The organism is Shinella sp. (assembly GCF_049651085.1).
Classification (GTDB): Bacteria; Pseudomonadota; Alphaproteobacteria; order Rhizobiales; family Rhizobiaceae; genus Shinella.
The window spans coordinates 235,118-253,196 of record NZ_JBASBL010000027.1 but is presented as its reverse complement, the minus strand read 5'-3'; the positions used below and the strand labels follow the sequence as shown (position 1 = coordinate 253,196).

The following is an 18,079-nucleotide window of genomic DNA, read 5'->3' as shown; positions in this document are numbered from 1 at the left end:
ACGGGATCACGGTCCCTTCGAGACTGCAGGAGTTGAAAGCATGAAGTTCCTCAAGCCCGCGCCGCTTTTCGCCGCGCTCGCATTCGCCACCACGGCTCTGTTGAGTGGCACTGCCGTTGCGGCCGACATCGTCATCAAACACAAGCAGGGCGAAACGACGCTTGCCGCCAAGCCCGAGAAGGTGCTGGTCTTCGATCTTGCCTCGCTCGATACGCTCGGCGCTCTCGGCGTCGAGGTGACCGGTGTTCCCGGCGGCGTCAAACCCGATAGCCTGAAGGGCTACAACGACGATAAATACGTGAAGATCGGCACGCTGTTCGAGCCCGACTACGAGGCGGTAAACGCAGCGGAACCCGATCTCATCATCGTCGCCGGCCGCTCGGCCGCGAAATATCCCGATCTTGCCAAGATCGCGCCGACCATCGACCTGACCGTCGATGCAAAGAACTATCTTGCCGAAGCGAAGGACAATGTGGCGATGCTCGCCGGCCTCTTCGACAAGAAGGCGGAGGGCGACGCACTTCTCGCCAAACTCGACAGCTCCGTCGCCGATCTCCACTCGCTCGCCAGCAGCAAGGGCAAAGGCCTGCTGATCCTGACGACGGGCGGCAAGATGAGCGCCTTCGGCCCCGGATCGCGCTTCGGCATGCTGCACAGCACCTACGGCATCGCGCCCGCTGCCGAAACCGAGCATGTCGGCAACCATGGCCAGGCAATTTCCTTCGAGTACATTCTCGAGACCAACCCCGACTGGCTCTTCGTGATCGACCGCGACGCCGCGATCGGCCGCGAAGGTACCGCAGCCGCACAGTTCCTGGACAATGAAGTGGTTCGCCAGACCAAGGCCTGGCAGGCCGGCCATGTCGTCTACCTCGATGCAGCCGGCTGGTATCTCGTCGGCGGCGGCATATCCTCGATGCAGCGCACGGTGGACCAGCTCGCAGCCGAGCTTTCCAAGGATTGATCCTGGTAGCGGGGTCGGCCTCCGGCCCCGCTATGCCACGCCACTGCCCGGTGAATGCCCGCCTTGAAATACATCGTCACCCTATCCGCCCTCGTCCTGCTTTCGGTCGCAAGCGTCCTCATCGGCGTAAGCGACCTTTCGCTGTCCAGCCTTCTGTCCGGTGAGAACGCCACGGCGCGCCTCGTCCTCTTCGAAGTGCGCATTCCGCGCACGCTGGCGCTCGTCTTTGCCGGCGCGGGCATGGCCGTTTGCGGCACGATCATGCAGATGCTGGCGCGCAACCGGTTCGTCGAGCCTTCGACGGCCGGCACCGTCGAATCCGCGGGCCTCGGTATCCTCGCCGTGCTGCTCCTGGCGCCCGAACTGCCCGTTTCCGTGAAGATGCTCGTCGCGACGGCCTTTGCGCTGGCCGGCACCAGCCTCTTCCTTCTCATCCTGACGCGCATTCCGCTGCGCTCACCGCTCATGGTCCCGCTCGTCGGCATCATGCTCGGCGGCATCATCAATGCGATCACGACCTTCTTCGCCTATCGCTACGACATGCTTCAGTCTCTCGGCGCCTGGACGACCGGCGATTTCTCCGCCGTGCTGCGCGGCCGCTACGAGCTGCTCTGGCTGTCGCTCGGCCTCACGGCGCTTGCCTACGCCGCCGCAGACCGCTTCACCGTCATCGGCATGGGCGAGGCCTTCGCCACCAATCTCGGCGTCAACTATGGCCGTGTCCTCGCCTTCGGCCTCGTCATCGTTTCCATGGTGACGGCTGCCGTCGTGGTGACGGTCGGCATGGTGCCGTTCATCGGCCTCATCGTGCCCAACCTCGTCGCCATGACCATCGGCGACCAGCTGCGCCGCTCGCTGCCCTGGATCGCGATCAGCGGCGCCGGGCTGGTGCTCATCTGCGACATGATCGGCCGGCTTGTCATCGCCCCGTTCGAAGTACCGGTCGGCACGGTTCTCGGCATGCTCGGCAGCGCCTTCTTCCTCTATCTCGTGCTGAGAAGGCGTTCCCGTGCAGCCTAGAGCCGTCCTCCTCGCCCGCTCCCGCCGCACGCTGATCGCGCTCGCCGTGGTGGCGTTCGCCGTCTGTCTTCTCTTCATGACACTCGGCGCGAAGGGGAGCTGGTCGTTCGTCCTGCCTTTCCGCGGCGCGAAGCTCGCCGGAATGCTGCTCGTCGCCTATGCGATCGCCGTCTCGACCGTGCTGTTCCAGACGATCACCAACAACCGTATCCTCACCCCCTCGATCATGGGCTTCGATGCGCTCTATGCGCTGATCCAGACCGTCATGGTCTTCTTCCTCGGCGCGCAGGCGACGAGCGCAATCGACCCACGGCTGCTCTTCATCGTCGAATGCGGCGCCATGGTGCTGTTTTCCTGCCTGCTCTACCGCTGGCTCTTTTCCGGCGCCGTGCGCAGCCTGCATGTGCTGATGCTGGTCGGCATCATCTTCGGCATCCTGTTCCGCAGCGTCTCGGGCTTTCTCCAACGGGTGATCGATCCCAACGAATTCATCGTCCTGCAGGACCGCCTTTTCGCCAGCTTCAACAGTTTCGACACGCGCCTTCTCCTGCTCTCGGCCGTCTTGATCACCGCGGCGAGCCTTGCAGCCTGGCGCCTGTTCCACACCTTCGACATCCTCGCGCTCGGCCGGGAAAGCGCCATCACTCTGGGCGTTGCCCATCGCCGGGCAACGACGCAGATCCTCGTGCTCATCGCCGTGTTCGTCTCGGTCTCCACCGCGCTTGTCGGCCCCGTCACGTTCTTCGGCCTCCTGGTGGCAAGCCTTGCCTACCAGTTCATGCCGCTTGGCCTGCATCGCTTCACGCTGCCGGCGGCAGTCCTGGCCGCCGTCATAAGCCTGGTCGGCGGGCAGCTTGTGCTGGAGCGTATCTTCGCCTTCGACACTGCCGTTGGCATCGTCATCGAATTTGTTGGCGGCCTCGTCTTCCTCATCCTGCTCGTAAGGGGAAAAACCCGATGATCCGCGTCGAAAACGCCGTCAAGCGCTATGAAGAAACCGTCGTGGTCGATGGCGTAAGCCTGGAACTTGCCACAGGTGGCGTGACCGCCATCATCGGTCCTAACGGCGCCGGAAAATCGACACTGCTCTCGATGATCAGCCGCCTCATCGGCCTGGACGCCGGCACGGTGAGTATCGATGGGCTTGACGTCACGAAGACGCAGAGCGACGTCCTCGCGCGGCGCCTGTCGATCCTTCGCCAGGATAACCAGATGACGGCGCGGCTGACGGTCGGCGATCTCGTCGCCTTCGGCCGCTATCCCCATTCGCGCGGACGCCTGACCCGCGAGGACGCGCGGCATATCGAAAACTCGCTCGGCTACATGGATATGGGCGGATTTCGCGACCGCTTTCTCGACGAACTGTCCGGTGGCCAGCGGCAGCGCGCGTTCGTCGCCATGGTGCTCTGCCAGGACACCGACTACGTGCTCTTCGACGAGCCGCTCAACAATCTCGATATACGCCATGCCGTCTCGATGATGCACATGATCCGCCGCGCAGCGGACGATCTCGGCAAAACCGTCATCGTCGTGTTGCACGACATAAATTTCGCGTCCTGCCACGCCGACCGCATCGTCGCCATGCGTGACGGCAAAATCTTCCGGCAAGGCACACCCGAGGAGATCATTCGTTCCGACGTGCTGGAGGAACTGTACGGGACAGCTTTCGAGGTGACCGTCACGACCGGCAAAAGAATTGCCAATTACTACACGTAGAGCTTGTTTCCTGCTCCGGCCGCTGCAGCACCGAAGGGCCATGGGTTCGCCGGTGCCGGTTGACGGCCGTTGGCCTCAGCCGGAAGGATGAGACGCTTGAATGGCGGAGCCACGCAGAGCCTTGAGTTCGTCAACAGAGGAAATGCCCATCAGGGCCAGACTGATCGAGATTTCCTTGGTCAGGATCGCGATCACCTCGGCGACGCCGCCTTGCCCTGCCGCTGCAAGGCCGTAGGCATAGGCCCGGCCAAGCAACACGCCGTCCGCGCCAAGGCCAACTGCCTTGAGGATGTCGGTGCCGCGGCGGATACCGCCGTCCAACAGGAGGCAGAAATCAGGACCGACAGCAGCCCGGATCGCCGGAAGCGCTCCGATGGTGCTTGATGCACCGTCGAGCTGACGACCGCCATGATTGGAGATCACTACGCCGTCGCAGCCGAGGTCACGCGCCTTCACGGCGTCCTTCGGCGCCAGAACGCCTTTGACGACGAGTTTTCCCGTCCAGCGCTCCCGCAGCCATGCGATATCCTTCCAGGACAATGTGTTGTCGATGCGACGCGACAGGTTCGCCGCTTGTTCGAGTGCGCCGCGACCGAACTCCGGCCGGTGCTCGATTGCACGCACCGAAGGCATGCCGCGTAGCGCCACGTCGGCAAGCCATCGCGGCTTCAGCGCCAGCCGCGCCAGAAGCCCCGGCGTCACCCGCGTCAGCGACCGGAAACCGTTGCGCACATCCCTTTCTCGAATGCCGGTAATGGCTGTGTCGACGGTGACGAACAGGGTATCGACCCCGGCCTGTTCGGCCGCCGCCAGGAACTCCTCGCAGAGCGAACGATCCTCCAGAACGTAGAGCTGAAAATCGAGCGGCCCATCCGTCACCGCGCGAAGATCGGCAAGCGACGCGATCGAGAAGGTCGACAGGCAGAAGGCGATGCCTGCGGCATGCGCGGCGCGCGCTGCCTTTTCTTCGCCGCCGCCGGAATAGAGACCGAGGAAACCGACTGGCCCCAGCATGAACGGCAGGGGATGGCGCCGCCCCAGATAGCTGGTCGAAAGATCCTGCGGACGCGGCTCCACCAGCACCGTCTGGCGCAGGCCGAACCGGGCAAAATCCGACCGGTTCGCCCGCATGGTCTCCTCTTCGAACGATCCGCCGTCGATGTAGTCGAAGAAGATCTTCGGCAGGCGCCGGCGGGCAAGCTCGCGAAAATCGTGGATATTGACCGGAACCATGTCAGCCTCTGCCTGGGTCGATTGCGTCGAGGAAGCGGCTGACCACATCCTCCCCCGCCACCGGCTCGCTGCCCGCCATCACCGCGATGGAAAGGCCGATGAGCGACGAAACGGGGTTGTGGCTCGTAGCGTCGGCACGAAGATTCATCACCAGCGTCGGGCAGAGGAAGAGGCCGAGCCTGACGACCCGGCGCCAGTCGGCGGGCAGCAGGCCGCGCGCCTTCAGGTTCGCCAGCAAAGGGCGCCACAGGGCTTCGGCCTTGATCTCCAGCAGTGCCTGCCGGACTGGGCTCGGCGCAAAGTCCATGGTGACGTGCAGCCGGTCACCTTCGAGAACCACGCTTGCCTTGTACCGTTCGGCCGCTTCGGCAGGGTCGTACAGCCAGAAAGGATGGGCGAGGATGTTGTGGAAGGTCGTCTTCACCTCGGCGAGAAGCGTCGGGATATTCTCGCCGGCAAAGGCAGGGTCGAAGAAGGAAAGGCGCGCGGAACCGCCGTGCTGCTCGTACCAGACATTGGCGTTGTGGGCATCGCCATGGGCGACGACGCCGCCAGCATCCGCAAGCCGCGCCGGGGCAAGCCGTTCGTGCGCGGCATCGAAAAGCGCGCCGATACCGTCCTCGTATTCGATGCCATTGACGACGAAGCGGCAGCTTGAAAGCCGGTCCCAGCCGAGCGTGAGGCCAGGCAGGGCAAAGTCCTGCCCCACATAGAAGCGCGCCAACCGCCCACCGGGATAGGAGCCAGCCGGCGCATCGATCAGGCGCTCGTAGAACAGGCGGTGGATCGGCTCGGCGGCAACCTCGGCGACGCTCACCGGGTGCAGCGTGTCGAGATAGACCTTCAACACGGCCTCGCTCAAAGCACGTTCTGCCTCGACGGCCTTTTCGCGCGCCGCAGCGTCATCCTTCATATCCAGCGTCCGCAGGACGTCGGAGAAGCGAGGATCTGTGCGGCGACGATAGACGAGGATCTGCTCGCCTGGCAGCACCGACATCAAAAGCGGCTGATCCACCGGCAGGCCGGCCTTTGCCAGGATATCGGCGCGATAGTATTCGCCGCTCATCGCCTCCTCCCCCTCTTCCTGGTGGAATTTGAAGAAGAAGGCGCCCTCGTCCGTCTCGAAAAAGCCGTTCAGCGAATTGAGACTGTACTGGTCGTGATTGATCGTCACGTTGCGCGCGTCGATCGCGAACAGGTCGCGCAAGAGGTCGGCCAGCAGCCGCTCCGCCTCCCCGCTTCCGGTCTTGGCGAGTTTCCTGATTTCCGCCGTGCGGCTGATGGGCTGGATCATGGCATTCTTTCCGGATGGACGAGGTTTACTTGCTGCCGTGCAGGTACCGGCTGCCGAGCGAATAGCGGCTGCCGACATAGATCAGCGTGTTGACGGTGGCGACGACCGGCCCCGTCCAAGTCTTGCGATGCAGGACGAGGCAGCTATCGCCGGGGCGGATTTGCAGGAGCCGCGCATTCTCCTCGCCGGCCGGCAGGGCGCTGATCAGGTGCTCGACCTCGGTCAGCGGCGTTGCGGTCTGCAGATAGTCGTAGGTCGCAGCGATGCTGAAGTCCTGCTCGACATAGCCGGAAACAAGATCCGGGTTGACGTAGCGCTCCTCGAGCTGGACGGGGAGGTCGTTCTCGAAATGGATCACCACCGAATGGTCGACAGGCCGGACGGATTCGAACTCGAAAGCAAGCAGAAGCTCCGGCTCCGGCCGCTTGATGCGTTCCAGCACGACGACCTCGGCCCGATGGCGACTGCCCCGCGCCTTGATCTCGGTGGTGATGTTGCTGATCTCGATCAGCGTCGATTGCGGCTTCGGCGGTGCGACGAAGGTGCCGACGCCCTGGATGCGACGCAGGTGCCCTTCGGAAGTCAGCTCCCGCAGCGCCCGGTGCACGGTCATGCGCGAGACGCCGAGCGCGGTAACAAGCTCGTTTTCCGAGGGAAGCCGGCTGTTGCGGCTCCACTTGCCGCTGCCGATATTGCCGAGGACAAAATCCTTGACCTTCTCGTAAAGCGGCGATGCCGAATCCGAAAGCGTATTCATGGTTCACTGTCTCCCCCGGCATGAAGGGCCGGCAACCGGAATGACGCGGCGGCTAGTCGGCCACCGCGACGATCGTCTTCAGCGCCCGGCTTTCCCCCTGCAAAAGCCGCTCATAGGCCGCCGGCACCGCATCGAGCCCCGGCAGAACCTCGATCAGCTGTTCGAGCGCCGGGGCGAGTTCGGCAAGCAGGCGGACCGCCTCGGCCAGTTCGTCCGCAAAGGCATGGCAGCCGACCAGTGCGATTTCCCGCTCCACAAGAATGTTCGGGTCGAAATCGAGCCTGCCGTGTCCGATGCCGACGAGGGCGAGCGCGCCGCCGCCCGAAATAAGGTCCAGCACCCCGGCAATGGCCCGGATGCTGCCCGTCGCATCGAGTGCGTAGCGCAGTCGCCTGCCGGAAAGAGCCGCGTCGACGGCATCCCGCGCCAGCGTAACCACCGCACCACCCGCCACCGCCTTCACCAGCGCCGCCTTTTCAGGATTGAGGTCGGCGAGAAGAAGCGGGCCTTCATGCAGGCGGGAGAGCAGCAGTGCGCTCAGCCCGCCGATCGTGCCGCAGCCGACGACGAGCACCGGTTCACCCGCCGGGGCGGCCAGCCGGCGCACGGCATGGAGCGCCACGGCCAGCGGTTCGGCCATTGCGGCGACACGCGCGGGCAGCGTCGGCTCGTGGCGCAGGACAAGCCGCGCAGGCAGTTGCACCGCTTCGGCAAAGCCCCCGTCGCAGACTTCGCCGACAAAGCCGAGGCTTTCGCAGACATTGACGCGCCCGCTGCGGCAGGCCGGACATGTGCCGCACCCGACGCGGGAATCCGCACAGACCACGTCCCCGACGGCGACATGGCTGACGCCTTCGCCGACCGCCGTCACGCGGCCGCAGAATTCGTGCCCTGCCGTCGAAGGCCGGCGGGTGATCCACTGGCCGGTGCGGTAGTTGTGAAGGTCGGAGCCGCAGATGCCGGCGGCCCGGACCGAAAGATTGACGAAGCCGGCAGGCGGCGCGGAAAGCGGGGCCACCGCCTCCACCCGCAGGTCCTTCGCATCGTGGAGCCGCACCGCCTTCATCGCTCTCAGCCGCCCTTCTTCAGATAGGTCTGGCGTAGCGGCGACACGGCCAGCGCATGGGAGGAGAAGCCCTCATAGACCGCGAGATTGTGCGAATGCCGCGCGAATTCCGGATAAGCCGGCGCGGTGACATAACCGATCGAGCTGCGCTTGACGAAATCGGTGACGGAGAGCGGGCCGAAGGTGCGGGCCCAGCGGCTCGTCGGCAGAACGGCATTCGGCCCGAGCGAGAAGTTGGCGATGCTCACCGGGGTATGCGTCCCCATCAGGATCTCCGATGCCTCGGTGATGCGGCCGAGATGGATGAAGGGGTCTTCCGAGAGGAGTTCGAGATGCTCCGGCGCATAGGCGTTGACGAAGGCATAGCTTTCCTCGATCGAGCTCGTAAGCACGATGCCGCCCGTCTTGCCGGTAAGCACAGCCTTGGAGAAGGCGACGCGCTGCTCCGACATGCGCGCCCAGTGCTCCGGCAGGGCGGCGAGCGCTTCTTCCACAACGCGGCGGCTGTGGGTGACGAGATAGGCCGACGAATCCGGGCCGTGTTCGGCCTCGATCAGCAGGTCGAGCCCGGCAAGCCCGCCATGCACCGTTTCATCGGCGAGGATCATCACCTCCGAAGGGCCGGCCGGAAGGCCGGTATCGATGACACCGGACAGCGAGCGCTTGGCGGCGACCACCCAGGGGCTGCCCGGCCCGACGATTTTCAGCGCCGGTTTGACGGTCTCGGTGCCATAGGCGACCGCCGCCACTGCCTGGGCGCCGCCGACCTTGTAGACCGTCTCCACGCCGGCAAGGCGCGCGGCGACCAGCGTCGCGGCATCGACGGAGCCATCCGGCGCCGGTGGCGTGACGATGGCAAGGTTCGGCACGCCCGCAACGACGGCGGGAACGGAGGTCATCATCGTCACCGACGGGAAGGAACCCTTGCCGCGCGGCACGTAGAGGGCCACCGACTGGATGGGCGTGAAGCGGTCGCCGGCAAAGGCGCCGGGCCGGATTTCCTTCAGCCACATGGCCTCCGGCTTCTGTTCCTCGTGGAAGGTGCGGATATTGTCGATGCCGAACTGGATCGATTCCACGACGCTCGCATCGACCAGCTTGAAGGCCGCGTCGAATTCCGCTTCGGTGACCTTGAGGTTGGCTTCCGTCACGGCGGCCTTGTCGAGCTCGCGGCCGAAACGCGCCAGCGCCTTGTCACCTTCGGTACGCACTGCCTCCAGGATCGGTGCGACCTTCTCGATGAAGCTTGAAATATCGGTCTCCGACCGGCGCAGAAGGGCCGCCTTCTCCTCGGCGTTGAGCTTGGAATACTCGTAGAAAGACACTGATGTCATCGTCTTGTCCTTAGATCTGGCCCCTCAAGGGCCGAAGGGTCATTTCGATTTGAGGAAGATGTCGAGGCCGACCAGGCGATCGAGCAGGGCGATCGCGACGGCGGCGCAGGCGATGAACACCACCGATATGGCGGCAAGATCCGGCGTGATGATCGACCGGATGGAATTGTAGATCTGGACCGGAAGCGTGACGCTTCGGGCATCCACCAGCAGCAGGCTGACCAAGAACTCGTTGAGCGCGAGAATGAACATCAGAAGCGAGCCGGTGATGACGCCCGGCAGCACCGCCGGAAGCGTGATGTAGAGGAAGCGCTGCACGGGCGGTGCCCCGCAATTGGCCGCGGCCAGCTCCAGATCGGGCGAGAGATTGCTGGCGCTCGCGGTCACGGCCCAGATCATGAAGGGCAGGTTGATGACGCAGCAGGCAATGGCGACGGGCCACAGCTTGCCGAGCACGCCAGCATTGCCGAATACCAGCATCAGGCCGATACCGGAGCCGATCAACGGAATGGTGAACGGCAGCAGCAGATAGAGCTGGATGGAACGGGCGAAGCGCACGCGGTACTTGGCAAGCGCGATGCCGGCAAGCGTGCCAACGGGAATGGCGACGATCGTGCAGATGGTGGCGACGATCAGCGAGCGCAGGAAAGCCTGCCGGAGATCGCTGGCCTGCACAATCGCGCCGTACCATTTCAGCGACAGACCGTCCGGTGGGAAGGTGATGATGTTGCCGGCCGTGAACGAGGCGCCGAGCACCACGATAGTCGGCGCGGAGAGCATGAGGAGCGCGGCGGCGACGAAGGTCCACAGTACGACGGATTTGCTGCGGCTGCCGGTCATTTGCGCGTCTCCCCCATGGCAAGCGTGCCCGCACCGAAGAGCATGAAGACGACGCCGACGAGGATGGAACCGACGGCGACGAGCATCAGCGACAGCGTCGCGCCGAGCCCCTGGTCGGACGTGCGGAAGAACTGGTCGTAGATCGCGTTGGCAATGAAATCCTGGGTGCCGCCGCCGAGGATGGCGGGGATGGCGAAATCCGTCAGCGAAAGCGTAACAACCACGAGCCCCGCGCCGACCAGACCAGGGCGTGACAGGGGCAGCACGACATAGCGGAAGGTGCGCACCCAACCAGCGCCAAGCGAGGCGGCCGCAGCCTCCAGCTCGTTCGGAATCGCCGTCAGCGCGGGGGCCAGCATCAGCACCGCAAAAGGCAGCATGTATTGCACGAGGCCGAACAGCACGGCCGGATAATTGTAGAGCAGCCGCATGGGCGGCACGCCGACGAGCCCCAGCGCCTCGTTGACCATGCCCTGGTTGCCGAGGATAACGAGCCAGCCATAGGCGCGCACGACCTGGCCGATGAAGAACGGCAGGAAGAGAGCGACCAGCAGGAACTTGCGCAGCACCGAGGAGGGCGTGCGCACCATCAGGTAGGCATAGGGGAAGGCAAAGAGCAACGTGACCGCGGTGACGATCAGCGAGCCCATCAGGCTGCGGCCGGCCACCGTCGCGAAGAAACTCTCCGTCAGCACACGCTGGTAATTGGCGAGCGTGTAGTTCTCCGACATCAGAAACGTGCTTGTATCGAGCGTCCTCAGGCTCACGTCGCCGATCTGCACAAGACCGAGCACCAGCAGCCCCACCAGTACGATGGCAGGCAGCAGCATGAGATAGGGCAGGCCTCGCTGGAAACTCGATGGCCAGACGGCGGCCGCAAGGCGTTCGAGCATATCCATGACACGCCATGTCACGGGATATGCGGCACGGGGAGTGCGCATGAACCGATCCTCTTAACGAAAGGAGATGGCCCGCCGCCTATGCTGTGCGGCGGGCAGGCAGAGCCTCAGCCCTGCATGATTTCCTTGAACTTGGCGAACCACTGGCTCTCGTTCTCGACCTGTACCTTGGACGAGATGCGGATGAGGTGCTTGAAGGCCTCTTCCGTGGTGGGGTAGGACGGGTCGTTGGCGAGATCGGCCGGCGGGGTGAGGCCGGGCACGACGCCGGGCAGCCCGAGGCCGTCGAGCCAGACCTGCTGGGCTTCCTTGGTCAGCGCATGGTTGATGTACTGCTTGGCCCAGTAGAGTTCGTTTTCCGGCAGGCCCTTCGGTATCCACAGGCCGTCCGTATCGAACTTCGCGCCTTCTTCCGGCACCACCCAGGCAAGCTCGATACCGTTCTTCTTGGCTTCGCGCACATTGGTCGAAATGGTGCAGGCGGCGTCGATTTCGCCCTTCTGGAACCAGGTGGTGAAATCCGGATCCTCGCCGAGCAGCGGCTGCTGTTCCTTGATCTTCGAGATGAAGTCCCAGGCCGGCTGCATGTTGCCCGGAATATCCTCCAGCTTGCCACCGCCGGCGACCTGCGCCGGGAAATGGAAGCCGATACCGTCATTGTAAAGCGCAATGCGGCCCTTCAGCTTCGGATCGAGCAGGTCCTTCCAGGACTTCGGCGCACCGTTCGGGAAGGCCGACGGGCGATAGGCCAGCACGTAGACATAGCCGTAGGTGTTGACGATCGGATAGCCATCGAGCCCGACGGGCTTGGCAAGGTCGGTGGTGTTCTTGAGGTTCGGCAGATCCGACAGATCCTCCGTCACGCCGCGCAGCGCCGATTTGGTGGCGTTCGTGGTCGTGTCCCAGTTGATATGGATCGGCGGCACCCGCTTCTGCGCGACGGCAGCCCAGACCTTCGGCTGGATCTCGTTGTCCTCGGTGAGGTCATGGCGTACCGCGATCCCGGTCGCCTTGGTGAAGCTGTCGGAAACGCCGGCCTTCAGCGCTTCGACCCAACTGCCGCCCCAGGCACGGACGATGATCTCGGCCGGCTTTTCGGGCTCCTGGGCAAAGGCACGGCTGACACCGAGCGTCGAAAGACCTGCGGACGCTCCGGCCGCGGCCATCGACGCCAACAGCGTGCGGCGGCGGATCTGCATGGATGAAAATTTATCATGCGACATTACGCGTTCTCCTCTGGCTCAGCCTTCGTTGGTTATTTTGCAAAGACATGCATGTCCCTTGCGTTCCAGCCGAGGCGAACCGCATCGCCCGGACCGAACTGCAAATGGGATTCGGGATCGTGGTCGAAGACGCGCATCAGCACGTCGCCGAGCTGCGGCACCTGGACTTCATAGACGAGGCGCTCGCCTTCGAAGATGCAGTCGACCACGAGGCCGTCGACCACCGTTTCGAGGCCGTCGAGGTGGCCGTCCTTCGGCGCGACGCGGATCTGCTCGGCGCGGACCGCGCCGGCGCAGACCCTGCCCGTCGCAAGCGTTGCGTCCGCCGCCAGGCCGGCAAGGCGAAGGCCACTGGCTTCGATCGTTGCGCGCGATCCGGCAAGATCGAGCACCCTGCCCTCGATGAAATTGGTGACGCCGATGAAATTGGCAACGAAGGCATTCGACGGCGCGCGATAGGCATCCACCGGGCGCGCCTTCTGCTGGATCGACCCGCCGTCCATGACGATGACCTCGTCGGAAACGACAAGCGCCTCGCGCTGGTCGTGCGTGACATTGATCGTCGTGACGCCGAGCTCCTTCTGGATGCGGCGGAACTCCAGCTGCATTTCCTCGCGCAGCTTGCGGTCGAGCGCGGCGAGCGGCTCGTCGAGCAGCAGGAGGTCCGGCTCGAACACCAGCGCGCGGGCAATCGCGACGCGCTGCTGCTGGCCGCCGGAAAGCTCGCCGATGCGCCGATTGCCGTAGCCGCCGAGACGGACGAGTTCGAGATATCGCTCCACTTTTTCCGGAATGCTACGGGCATCGTGGCGGCGCATCTTCAGCGGGAAGGCGACATTCTCCGCCGCCGTCATGTGCGGGAAAAGCGCCAGCTTCTGGAACACCATGCCGATGGCCCTGCCATGCGGCGGCACTGCGCTGACGGGCTGGCCATTGATGAAGATCTCGCCGCCGGTCGGGCGATCGAAGCCGGCGATCATGCGCAACAAGGTCGTCTTGCCGGATCCCGACGGCCCGAGGATGGTCAGGAACCGACCTTTCGGCAGATCGAAGTATACGCTCTTCACAGCATGGACATTGCCGAAGACCATGCTGACATCCTTGACGGAAACCGCAATCCGGTCGAGCTGCTCGGTATCAACAACGCCCATGATATTCCCCCGTGCTGCTCTACCGGCGACGCAGGGCCGCTGGAAGGCTTCCTCTTGCTACTGCGGCCGCGGGCGGGCGGGCGGGCGAGCATTTCACGCGGTTGTCTATACATATACATACAAGCTCAGTCAACAATACATGCATATATTTTGCACCGCAAGAAGATTCGCTTAAATATTGTGCAATTGCGAAAAATCTTCTCTGTCGCCGACCTTAAGAAGGCGCGGCCAATGCTCAGATGGAGGCAAGGTAGCCGCCATCGACCGGAACGCAATGGCCGGTCACATAGGCAGCGGCATCGCTGCACAGGAAAACCGCCACGCCGCCGATATCGGCCTCGCCACCGAAGCGGCGCTGCGGAATCTTTTCCAGCATTCGCGCCTGCCAATCCGGGTTCTCGTAGAACGTCTCCGTCATGGCCGTACGGAAGTAGCCGGGGGCAATGGCGTTGACACGGATATCGTGCGGGGCCCACTCCGTGGCGAGCGCTCTCGTGACGCCAAGAAGGCCCGACTTCGACGCGCCGTAGGGCGCCGCCGTCGGGATGCCGACGTAGGAGGTCAGCGAGCAGAGATTGACGATCGCACCGCCGCCGGACCCGGCCATGATGCGGCCAGCCGCCTGCGCACAGAAGAAGGCGCCCTTCAGGTTCGTCGAGAGGATGGATTCCCAGAGCGCCTCATCGACGTCGAAGGATGGGCGGACATTTTCGTAGCCGGCATTGTTGATGAGAATGCCAAGACCACCCAGCGCATCGGCCGCCGCCTTCGTCACGGTCGCACAAGCCTCTACGTCGCGCACATCCTGCACAAGCGTCACACAGCGTCGCCCGGTTTTTTCCACCAGTGCCCGGGTCTCCGCCAGGCCCTCAAGCGAGCGCGCAGTAACGGCGACATCCGCACCGGCCTCGGCAAGCGCCACCGCAATGGCCTGGCCGATCCCGCGGCTTGCCCCGGTAACGAGCGCGCGGCGGCCGGAGAGATCGAAGATCGGACGGTTCATGGCGGCACCTCGATTGACTTCCCGCCAAAAGACAGCACTTCCGCAAGAAAATGTCTATACATATATACAGATCAAAATTCCCGGCGTATTAGTGCGGCATGGCAAACTGATCGCATGGAGCCGCAAAATGGCAGACCCTTCAAGCCTGATTCGCGCAGAAATCCGCTCTATCCCGCCCTACAATGCCGGACTGACGCTCGAAGAGGTACGGGCCACATATCAGGTGGAGACGATCGCCAAGCTCGGCTCCAACGAGAACCCCCTGGGCCCCTCCCCGAGCCTGCGGCGGCTGTTTTCCGATATCGGCGAACTCGCCCGGCTCTATCCCGATCCGCAGGGCCGCGCCCTGTGCACACGGCTTGCCGACAGCTTCGGCGTCGACAGCCGGCAGGTTATCCTCGGCAACGGCTCGGAAGACCTGATCGGCGTCATCTGCCGCTCGGTCGTGCGCCCCGGCGACACGGTCGCGACGCTATATCCGTCCTTCCCACTGCATGAAGACTATACGGCGCTGATGGGCGGCCGGATCGAGCGCGTGTCGGTGACGGAGGACCTTACCGTAGACATGGCGGCGCTCCTTGCGGCGGCAGCCCGCAAGCCGCGCATGCTGATGTTCTCCAATCCGATGAACCCCGTCGGCTGCTGGCTGACGCCCGACGAGCTGGCGGCGGTCATTGCCGCGATCGACGGGCAGACGCTGCTGGTTATCGACGAGGCCTATGCCGAATATGCCGCCGGCGACGACTATCCGTCGGCAATCGAGATGCTCAAGGGCAAGAACATTCCGTGGGTGGTGCTGCGCACCTTCTCCAAGGCCTACGGTCTCGCGGGCCTGCGCATTGGCTACGGCATTGTCAGCGACAGCGGCCTTTGCGATTTTTTCAACCGCGCCCGTACCCCGTTCAACACCAACGCCATCGCCCAGGCCTCCGCGATCGCGGCTCTCGACGACCTCGGCCACCTCGCGCAATCGGTCAACGCCGCCCTTGAGGAACGGAAACGGCTGAAGGCAGCCCTCGCTGCCGCCGGTTACCGGACAGCACCGTCGAAGGGCAACTTCCTGTTCGTCGATGTCAGGCAAAACGCAGCGGACCTGGCCGTGGCGCTGCTCAGGCACGGCGTCATAGTCAAACCGTGGAAACAACCCGGCTTCGACATGTTCATCCGCGTCAGCATGGGGTCTCGGGAGGAAAACGACCACTTCCTTCGTTCGCTCCAGGCAGTACAGGACGCAGACAAAGCAAACCTTCCATCCTGAAAACATCGCCGCTTTTCTCCGGCACGCGGTTCTCGCCCACTGCCCGTCGCTCAACTCGCAACGCTTCGCCGCCACCCGGCATCCTCGTGGCCAACACGGCGGCCTATGAAGCGGCGATCATCGATTTGGGAGTCCTGAATATCGATACGGGTTCGCCACGGCGCGCTACCTCGAAGAATGAACGAACCACCTTCGGCCAATCGCCTTGAAGACCGCAGCGATCAGGAAGGTCAGCGCGAGATAAAGGGCAGCGGCGGTGATCAGCCCTTCATAGGCGAGATAGTATTTGCCGTTCAGCAGGCGACCGACACCGAGGATATCCTGGATCGTGATGACGCTTGCGACGGTGGAACCATGCAACATCAGGATCACCTCGTTGCCATATTGCGGCAGGGCACGGCGAAAGGCCCCGGGATGACGATGCGGCGCAGCACCTGCAGGCGCGTCATGCCGATGGCCTCTGCCGCCTCGACCTCCCCCTTCGGCGTCGCCTCCAGCGCGCCGCGCAGGATTTCCGCGGTATAGGCCGCCGTGTTCAGCGAAAACGCGATGAGCGCGCAGATGAACGGATCGCGCAGCAGTGGCCACAGGATACTCTGGCGGACAGCCTCGAATTGCGCCACCCCGTAGTAGACGAGGTAGGTCTGCACGAGCATGGGCGTGCCTCGGAAGACGAAGACATATCCGCGCAGAAAACCATCGAGATAGGGAATGCGCCGCATGCGCAGCACCGCCACCGGCAACGCGATCACCATGCCGATTGCGAGCGACGCCACGGTCAGTTTCAGCGTCATGAAGATACCGGCCCAAAACAGGTCGGCGTGGGCGGCGACGAGATCGAAGCGCAACGGTCAGGCCCTCGACGGATAGCGGTGCTCGAGACGCTGCAGCAACGCGCCCGATACTGCGGTCAGCGCCAGGAAAAACAGGATCACGGCCAGCATGAAGAGGAACGGCTCGCGCGTGGCTTTGCCCGCCTTATCCGCAATCCCCACCATGTCCTGCAGCCCGACGATGGAGATGATCGCGGTGGACTTCAAAAGCACCAGCCAGGTGTTGGAAAATCCGGGCAGGGCAAGCGGCAACATCTGCGGAAAAACGACCAGGCTTAGAATCCGGTGTGGCGGGAGGCCGAGCGCCTGGGCAGCCTCGATCTGACCGCGCGGGACGGAAAAGAACGCCCCACGGAACGTTTCCGTCAGAAAGGCGCCAAAGATGAAGCCAAGCGTCGCCACCCCGATCACGAAGGGGCTGACGGTAATGCGTTCATAGCCGAGCAAAAAAAGCGCTCCGTTGATCGCCCTTTCGCCGCCGAAGAAGAACAACAGCATGAGCACCAGATCGGGCACGCCGCGCGCCACCGTCGTATAGACGGTCACGAACCCGCGCGCGACCGGACCGCCCTGCACGGCGAGAACGGCAAGGACGATGCCCACGGCCGTTGCCAACGCCATCGAAAGAAGCGCGACGGCGAGCGTCACGCCCATGCCGCCGAGCAGGATCGGCCCGAAGGCAACTATCTTCTCCATGGCCACGCCGATCATTCGCCGTACTGATCGGTCGAAAAGTACCTATCGTTGATTTCCCGGTATTTTCCGTTGCCGCGAATGGTCTTGATGGCTGCGTTCAGCGTCTGGCGCAATGCATCGTCACCGGGGCGCAGCGCAATGCCGACGCCCTTGCCGAAATATTTCTCTTCTATGTGAGGCCTGCCGAAGAAGGCAAAGCCTTCGCCCTGTGGCGTCTTCAGGAAGGCGGTTTCCCCGGTTCCAGCGTCCACGAAGGCTGCATCCACCCGCCCCGCTTCAAGGTCGAGGTAGATTTCCTCCTCCGAACCATAGAGCCCCAGTTCGACGTCGGGATACTCGCCCGCCAGGAAATCGTGCGCCACCGTACCGCGCTGCACGCCGACACGCTTGCCGGCCAGACCCTCGACGTTCTCCACCAGTCCGGCAACCACGCGGCCGATGAACATGTTGGGCGTCTGCATGTACTTGTCGGTGAAGGCCACCACCTGCGCCCTTTCCGGCGTGATCGACATCGAGGCAATGATAGCATCGCACTTGCCCTCCAGCAGCGACGGGATCATGGCGTCCCAATCAGTCTTCACGAGGGGGCACGCCATGCCGGCGACCGCGCAGAGCGCGTTGGTCATGTCGATGTCCATGCCGACAATCTCACCCTTCTCGTTCATCATCGACATGGGCGGGTAGGCACCCTCCACGCAGACTTTCATTTCCGCCGCATGGGCCAATGTCACGGTGCCCACAAGAAAGGCGGCGGCCACTGTCAATTTCATTCTCGTCCTCCCCATTGATCGT

The 18,079-nt window shown here is 63.8% G+C and carries 19 protein-coding genes; 5 read left to right on the top strand and 14 right to left on the bottom strand.

Features of this window, described 5'->3' with window-relative positions:
• The first annotated feature begins 40 nt into the window (after window positions 1-40).
• The 4 genes from WA950_RS18535 to WA950_RS18520 are packed head-to-tail and all read left to right on the top strand — an operon-like array spanning window position 41 to window position 3,700.
• Window positions 41-964 carry a siderophore ABC transporter substrate-binding protein gene (locus tag WA950_RS18535; protein WP_424553197.1) on the top strand — a complete coding sequence of 308 codons (924 nt, stop codon included), beginning with the start codon at window positions 41-43 and terminating at the stop codon, window positions 962-964.
• A gap of 54 nt (window positions 965-1,018) precedes the next feature.
• Window positions 1,019-1,984, top strand: coding sequence for an ABC transporter permease (locus WA950_RS18530; RefSeq protein ID WP_424553196.1), 966 nt, complete (start codon window positions 1,019-1,021; stop codon window positions 1,982-1,984).
• On the top strand, window positions 1,974-2,945 hold the full coding sequence (locus WA950_RS18525; RefSeq protein WP_424553195.1) for an iron chelate uptake ABC transporter family permease subunit: 972 nt from the start codon (window positions 1,974-1,976) through the stop codon (window positions 2,943-2,945). The genes WA950_RS18530 and WA950_RS18525 overlap by 11 nt, the downstream gene beginning before the upstream one ends.
• Entirely contained in the window at window positions 2,942-3,700 is a 759-nt protein-coding gene (locus tag WA950_RS18520) for an ABC transporter ATP-binding protein (RefSeq protein WP_424553194.1), read from the top strand. Before WA950_RS18525 ends, WA950_RS18520 begins: the two co-directional genes overlap by 4 nt.
• A gap of 75 nt (window positions 3,701-3,775) precedes the next feature.
• Here the strand turns inward: WA950_RS18520 and WA950_RS18515 are convergent, their stop codons facing one another.
• The 10 genes from WA950_RS18515 to WA950_RS18470 all read right to left on the bottom strand — a co-directional run bounded on the left by WA950_RS18515 (window position 3,776) and on the right by WA950_RS18470 (window position 14,500).
• Window positions 3,776-4,933: an alpha-hydroxy acid oxidase gene (locus WA950_RS18515; protein ID WP_424553193.1), complete on the bottom strand. Its 1,158-nt coding sequence runs from the start codon at window positions 4,931-4,933 to the stop codon at window positions 3,776-3,778.
• A gap of 1 nt (window position 4,934) precedes the next feature.
• Window positions 4,935-6,227: a hypothetical protein gene (locus WA950_RS18510; protein WP_424553192.1), complete on the bottom strand. Its 1,293-nt coding sequence runs from the start codon at window positions 6,225-6,227 to the stop codon at window positions 4,935-4,937.
• A 25-nt stretch (window positions 6,228-6,252) separates the two neighbouring features.
• The gene (gene hutC, locus WA950_RS18505) at window positions 6,253-6,984 is read right to left on the bottom strand and encodes a histidine utilization repressor (protein ID WP_424553191.1); all 732 of its coding nucleotides are present in this window, start codon (window positions 6,982-6,984) and stop codon (window positions 6,253-6,255) included.
• Window positions 6,985-7,036: 52 nt separating this feature from the next.
• Window positions 7,037-8,050, bottom strand: a complete 1,014-nt coding sequence (locus WA950_RS18500) for a zinc-dependent alcohol dehydrogenase (RefSeq protein ID WP_424553190.1) — start codon at window positions 8,048-8,050, stop codon at window positions 7,037-7,039.
• Between the two features lie 5 nt (window positions 8,051-8,055).
• The gene (hisD, locus tag WA950_RS18495) at window positions 8,056-9,384 is read right to left on the bottom strand and encodes a histidinol dehydrogenase (protein WP_424553189.1); all 1,329 of its coding nucleotides are present in this window, start codon (window positions 9,382-9,384) and stop codon (window positions 8,056-8,058) included.
• 39 nt (window positions 9,385-9,423) lie between these two features.
• A complete protein-coding gene (locus WA950_RS18490; protein WP_424553188.1) occupies window positions 9,424-10,224 on the bottom strand; it encodes an ABC transporter permease in 801 nt (266 codons plus the stop codon).
• Window positions 10,221-11,165, bottom strand: a complete 945-nt coding sequence (locus tag WA950_RS18485) for an ABC transporter permease (RefSeq protein ID WP_424553187.1) — start codon at window positions 11,163-11,165, stop codon at window positions 10,221-10,223. The genes WA950_RS18490 and WA950_RS18485 overlap by 4 nt, the downstream gene beginning before the upstream one ends.
• Before the next feature lie 65 nt (window positions 11,166-11,230).
• A complete protein-coding gene (locus WA950_RS18480; protein ID WP_424553186.1) occupies window positions 11,231-12,346 on the bottom strand; it encodes an ABC transporter substrate-binding protein in 1,116 nt (371 codons plus the stop codon).
• Between the two features lie 32 nt (window positions 12,347-12,378).
• Window positions 12,379-13,497, bottom strand: a complete 1,119-nt coding sequence (locus WA950_RS18475) for an ABC transporter ATP-binding protein (RefSeq protein ID WP_424553185.1) — start codon at window positions 13,495-13,497, stop codon at window positions 12,379-12,381.
• Window positions 13,498-13,732: 235 nt separating this feature from the next.
• The gene (locus WA950_RS18470) at window positions 13,733-14,500 is read right to left on the bottom strand and encodes an SDR family NAD(P)-dependent oxidoreductase (protein WP_424553184.1); all 768 of its coding nucleotides are present in this window, start codon (window positions 14,498-14,500) and stop codon (window positions 13,733-13,735) included.
• Window positions 14,501-14,627: 127 nt separating this feature from the next.
• Here WA950_RS18470 and WA950_RS18465 point away from each other — a divergent pair, with 127 nt between their 5' ends.
• On the top strand, window positions 14,628-15,758 hold the full coding sequence (locus WA950_RS18465) for a histidinol-phosphate transaminase (protein WP_424553183.1): 1,131 nt from the start codon (window positions 14,628-14,630) through the stop codon (window positions 15,756-15,758).
• Window positions 15,759-15,923: 165 nt separating this feature from the next.
• On the opposite strand, the gene WA950_RS18460 is transcribed toward WA950_RS18465, so the two are convergent.
• From WA950_RS18460 to WA950_RS18445, 4 genes are read right to left on the bottom strand one after another with little or no spacing between them, the layout of a single operon-like run.
• Window positions 15,924-16,121, bottom strand: coding sequence for a hypothetical protein (locus tag WA950_RS18460; RefSeq protein ID WP_424553182.1), 198 nt, complete (start codon window positions 16,119-16,121; stop codon window positions 15,924-15,926).
• A gap of 5 nt (window positions 16,122-16,126) precedes the next feature.
• The gene (locus tag WA950_RS18455; protein WP_424553181.1) at window positions 16,127-16,606 is read right to left on the bottom strand and encodes an ABC transporter permease subunit; all 480 of its coding nucleotides are present in this window, start codon (window positions 16,604-16,606) and stop codon (window positions 16,127-16,129) included.
• A gap of 3 nt (window positions 16,607-16,609) precedes the next feature.
• On the bottom strand, window positions 16,610-17,302 hold the full coding sequence (locus tag WA950_RS18450) for an ABC transporter permease (RefSeq protein ID WP_424553180.1): 693 nt from the start codon (window positions 17,300-17,302) through the stop codon (window positions 16,610-16,612).
• Entirely contained in the window at window positions 17,299-18,057 is a 759-nt protein-coding gene (locus WA950_RS18445) for a transporter substrate-binding domain-containing protein (protein WP_424553179.1), read from the bottom strand. Before WA950_RS18445 ends, WA950_RS18450 begins: the two co-directional genes overlap by 4 nt.
• Between the last annotated feature and the right edge of the window lie 22 nt (window positions 18,058-18,079).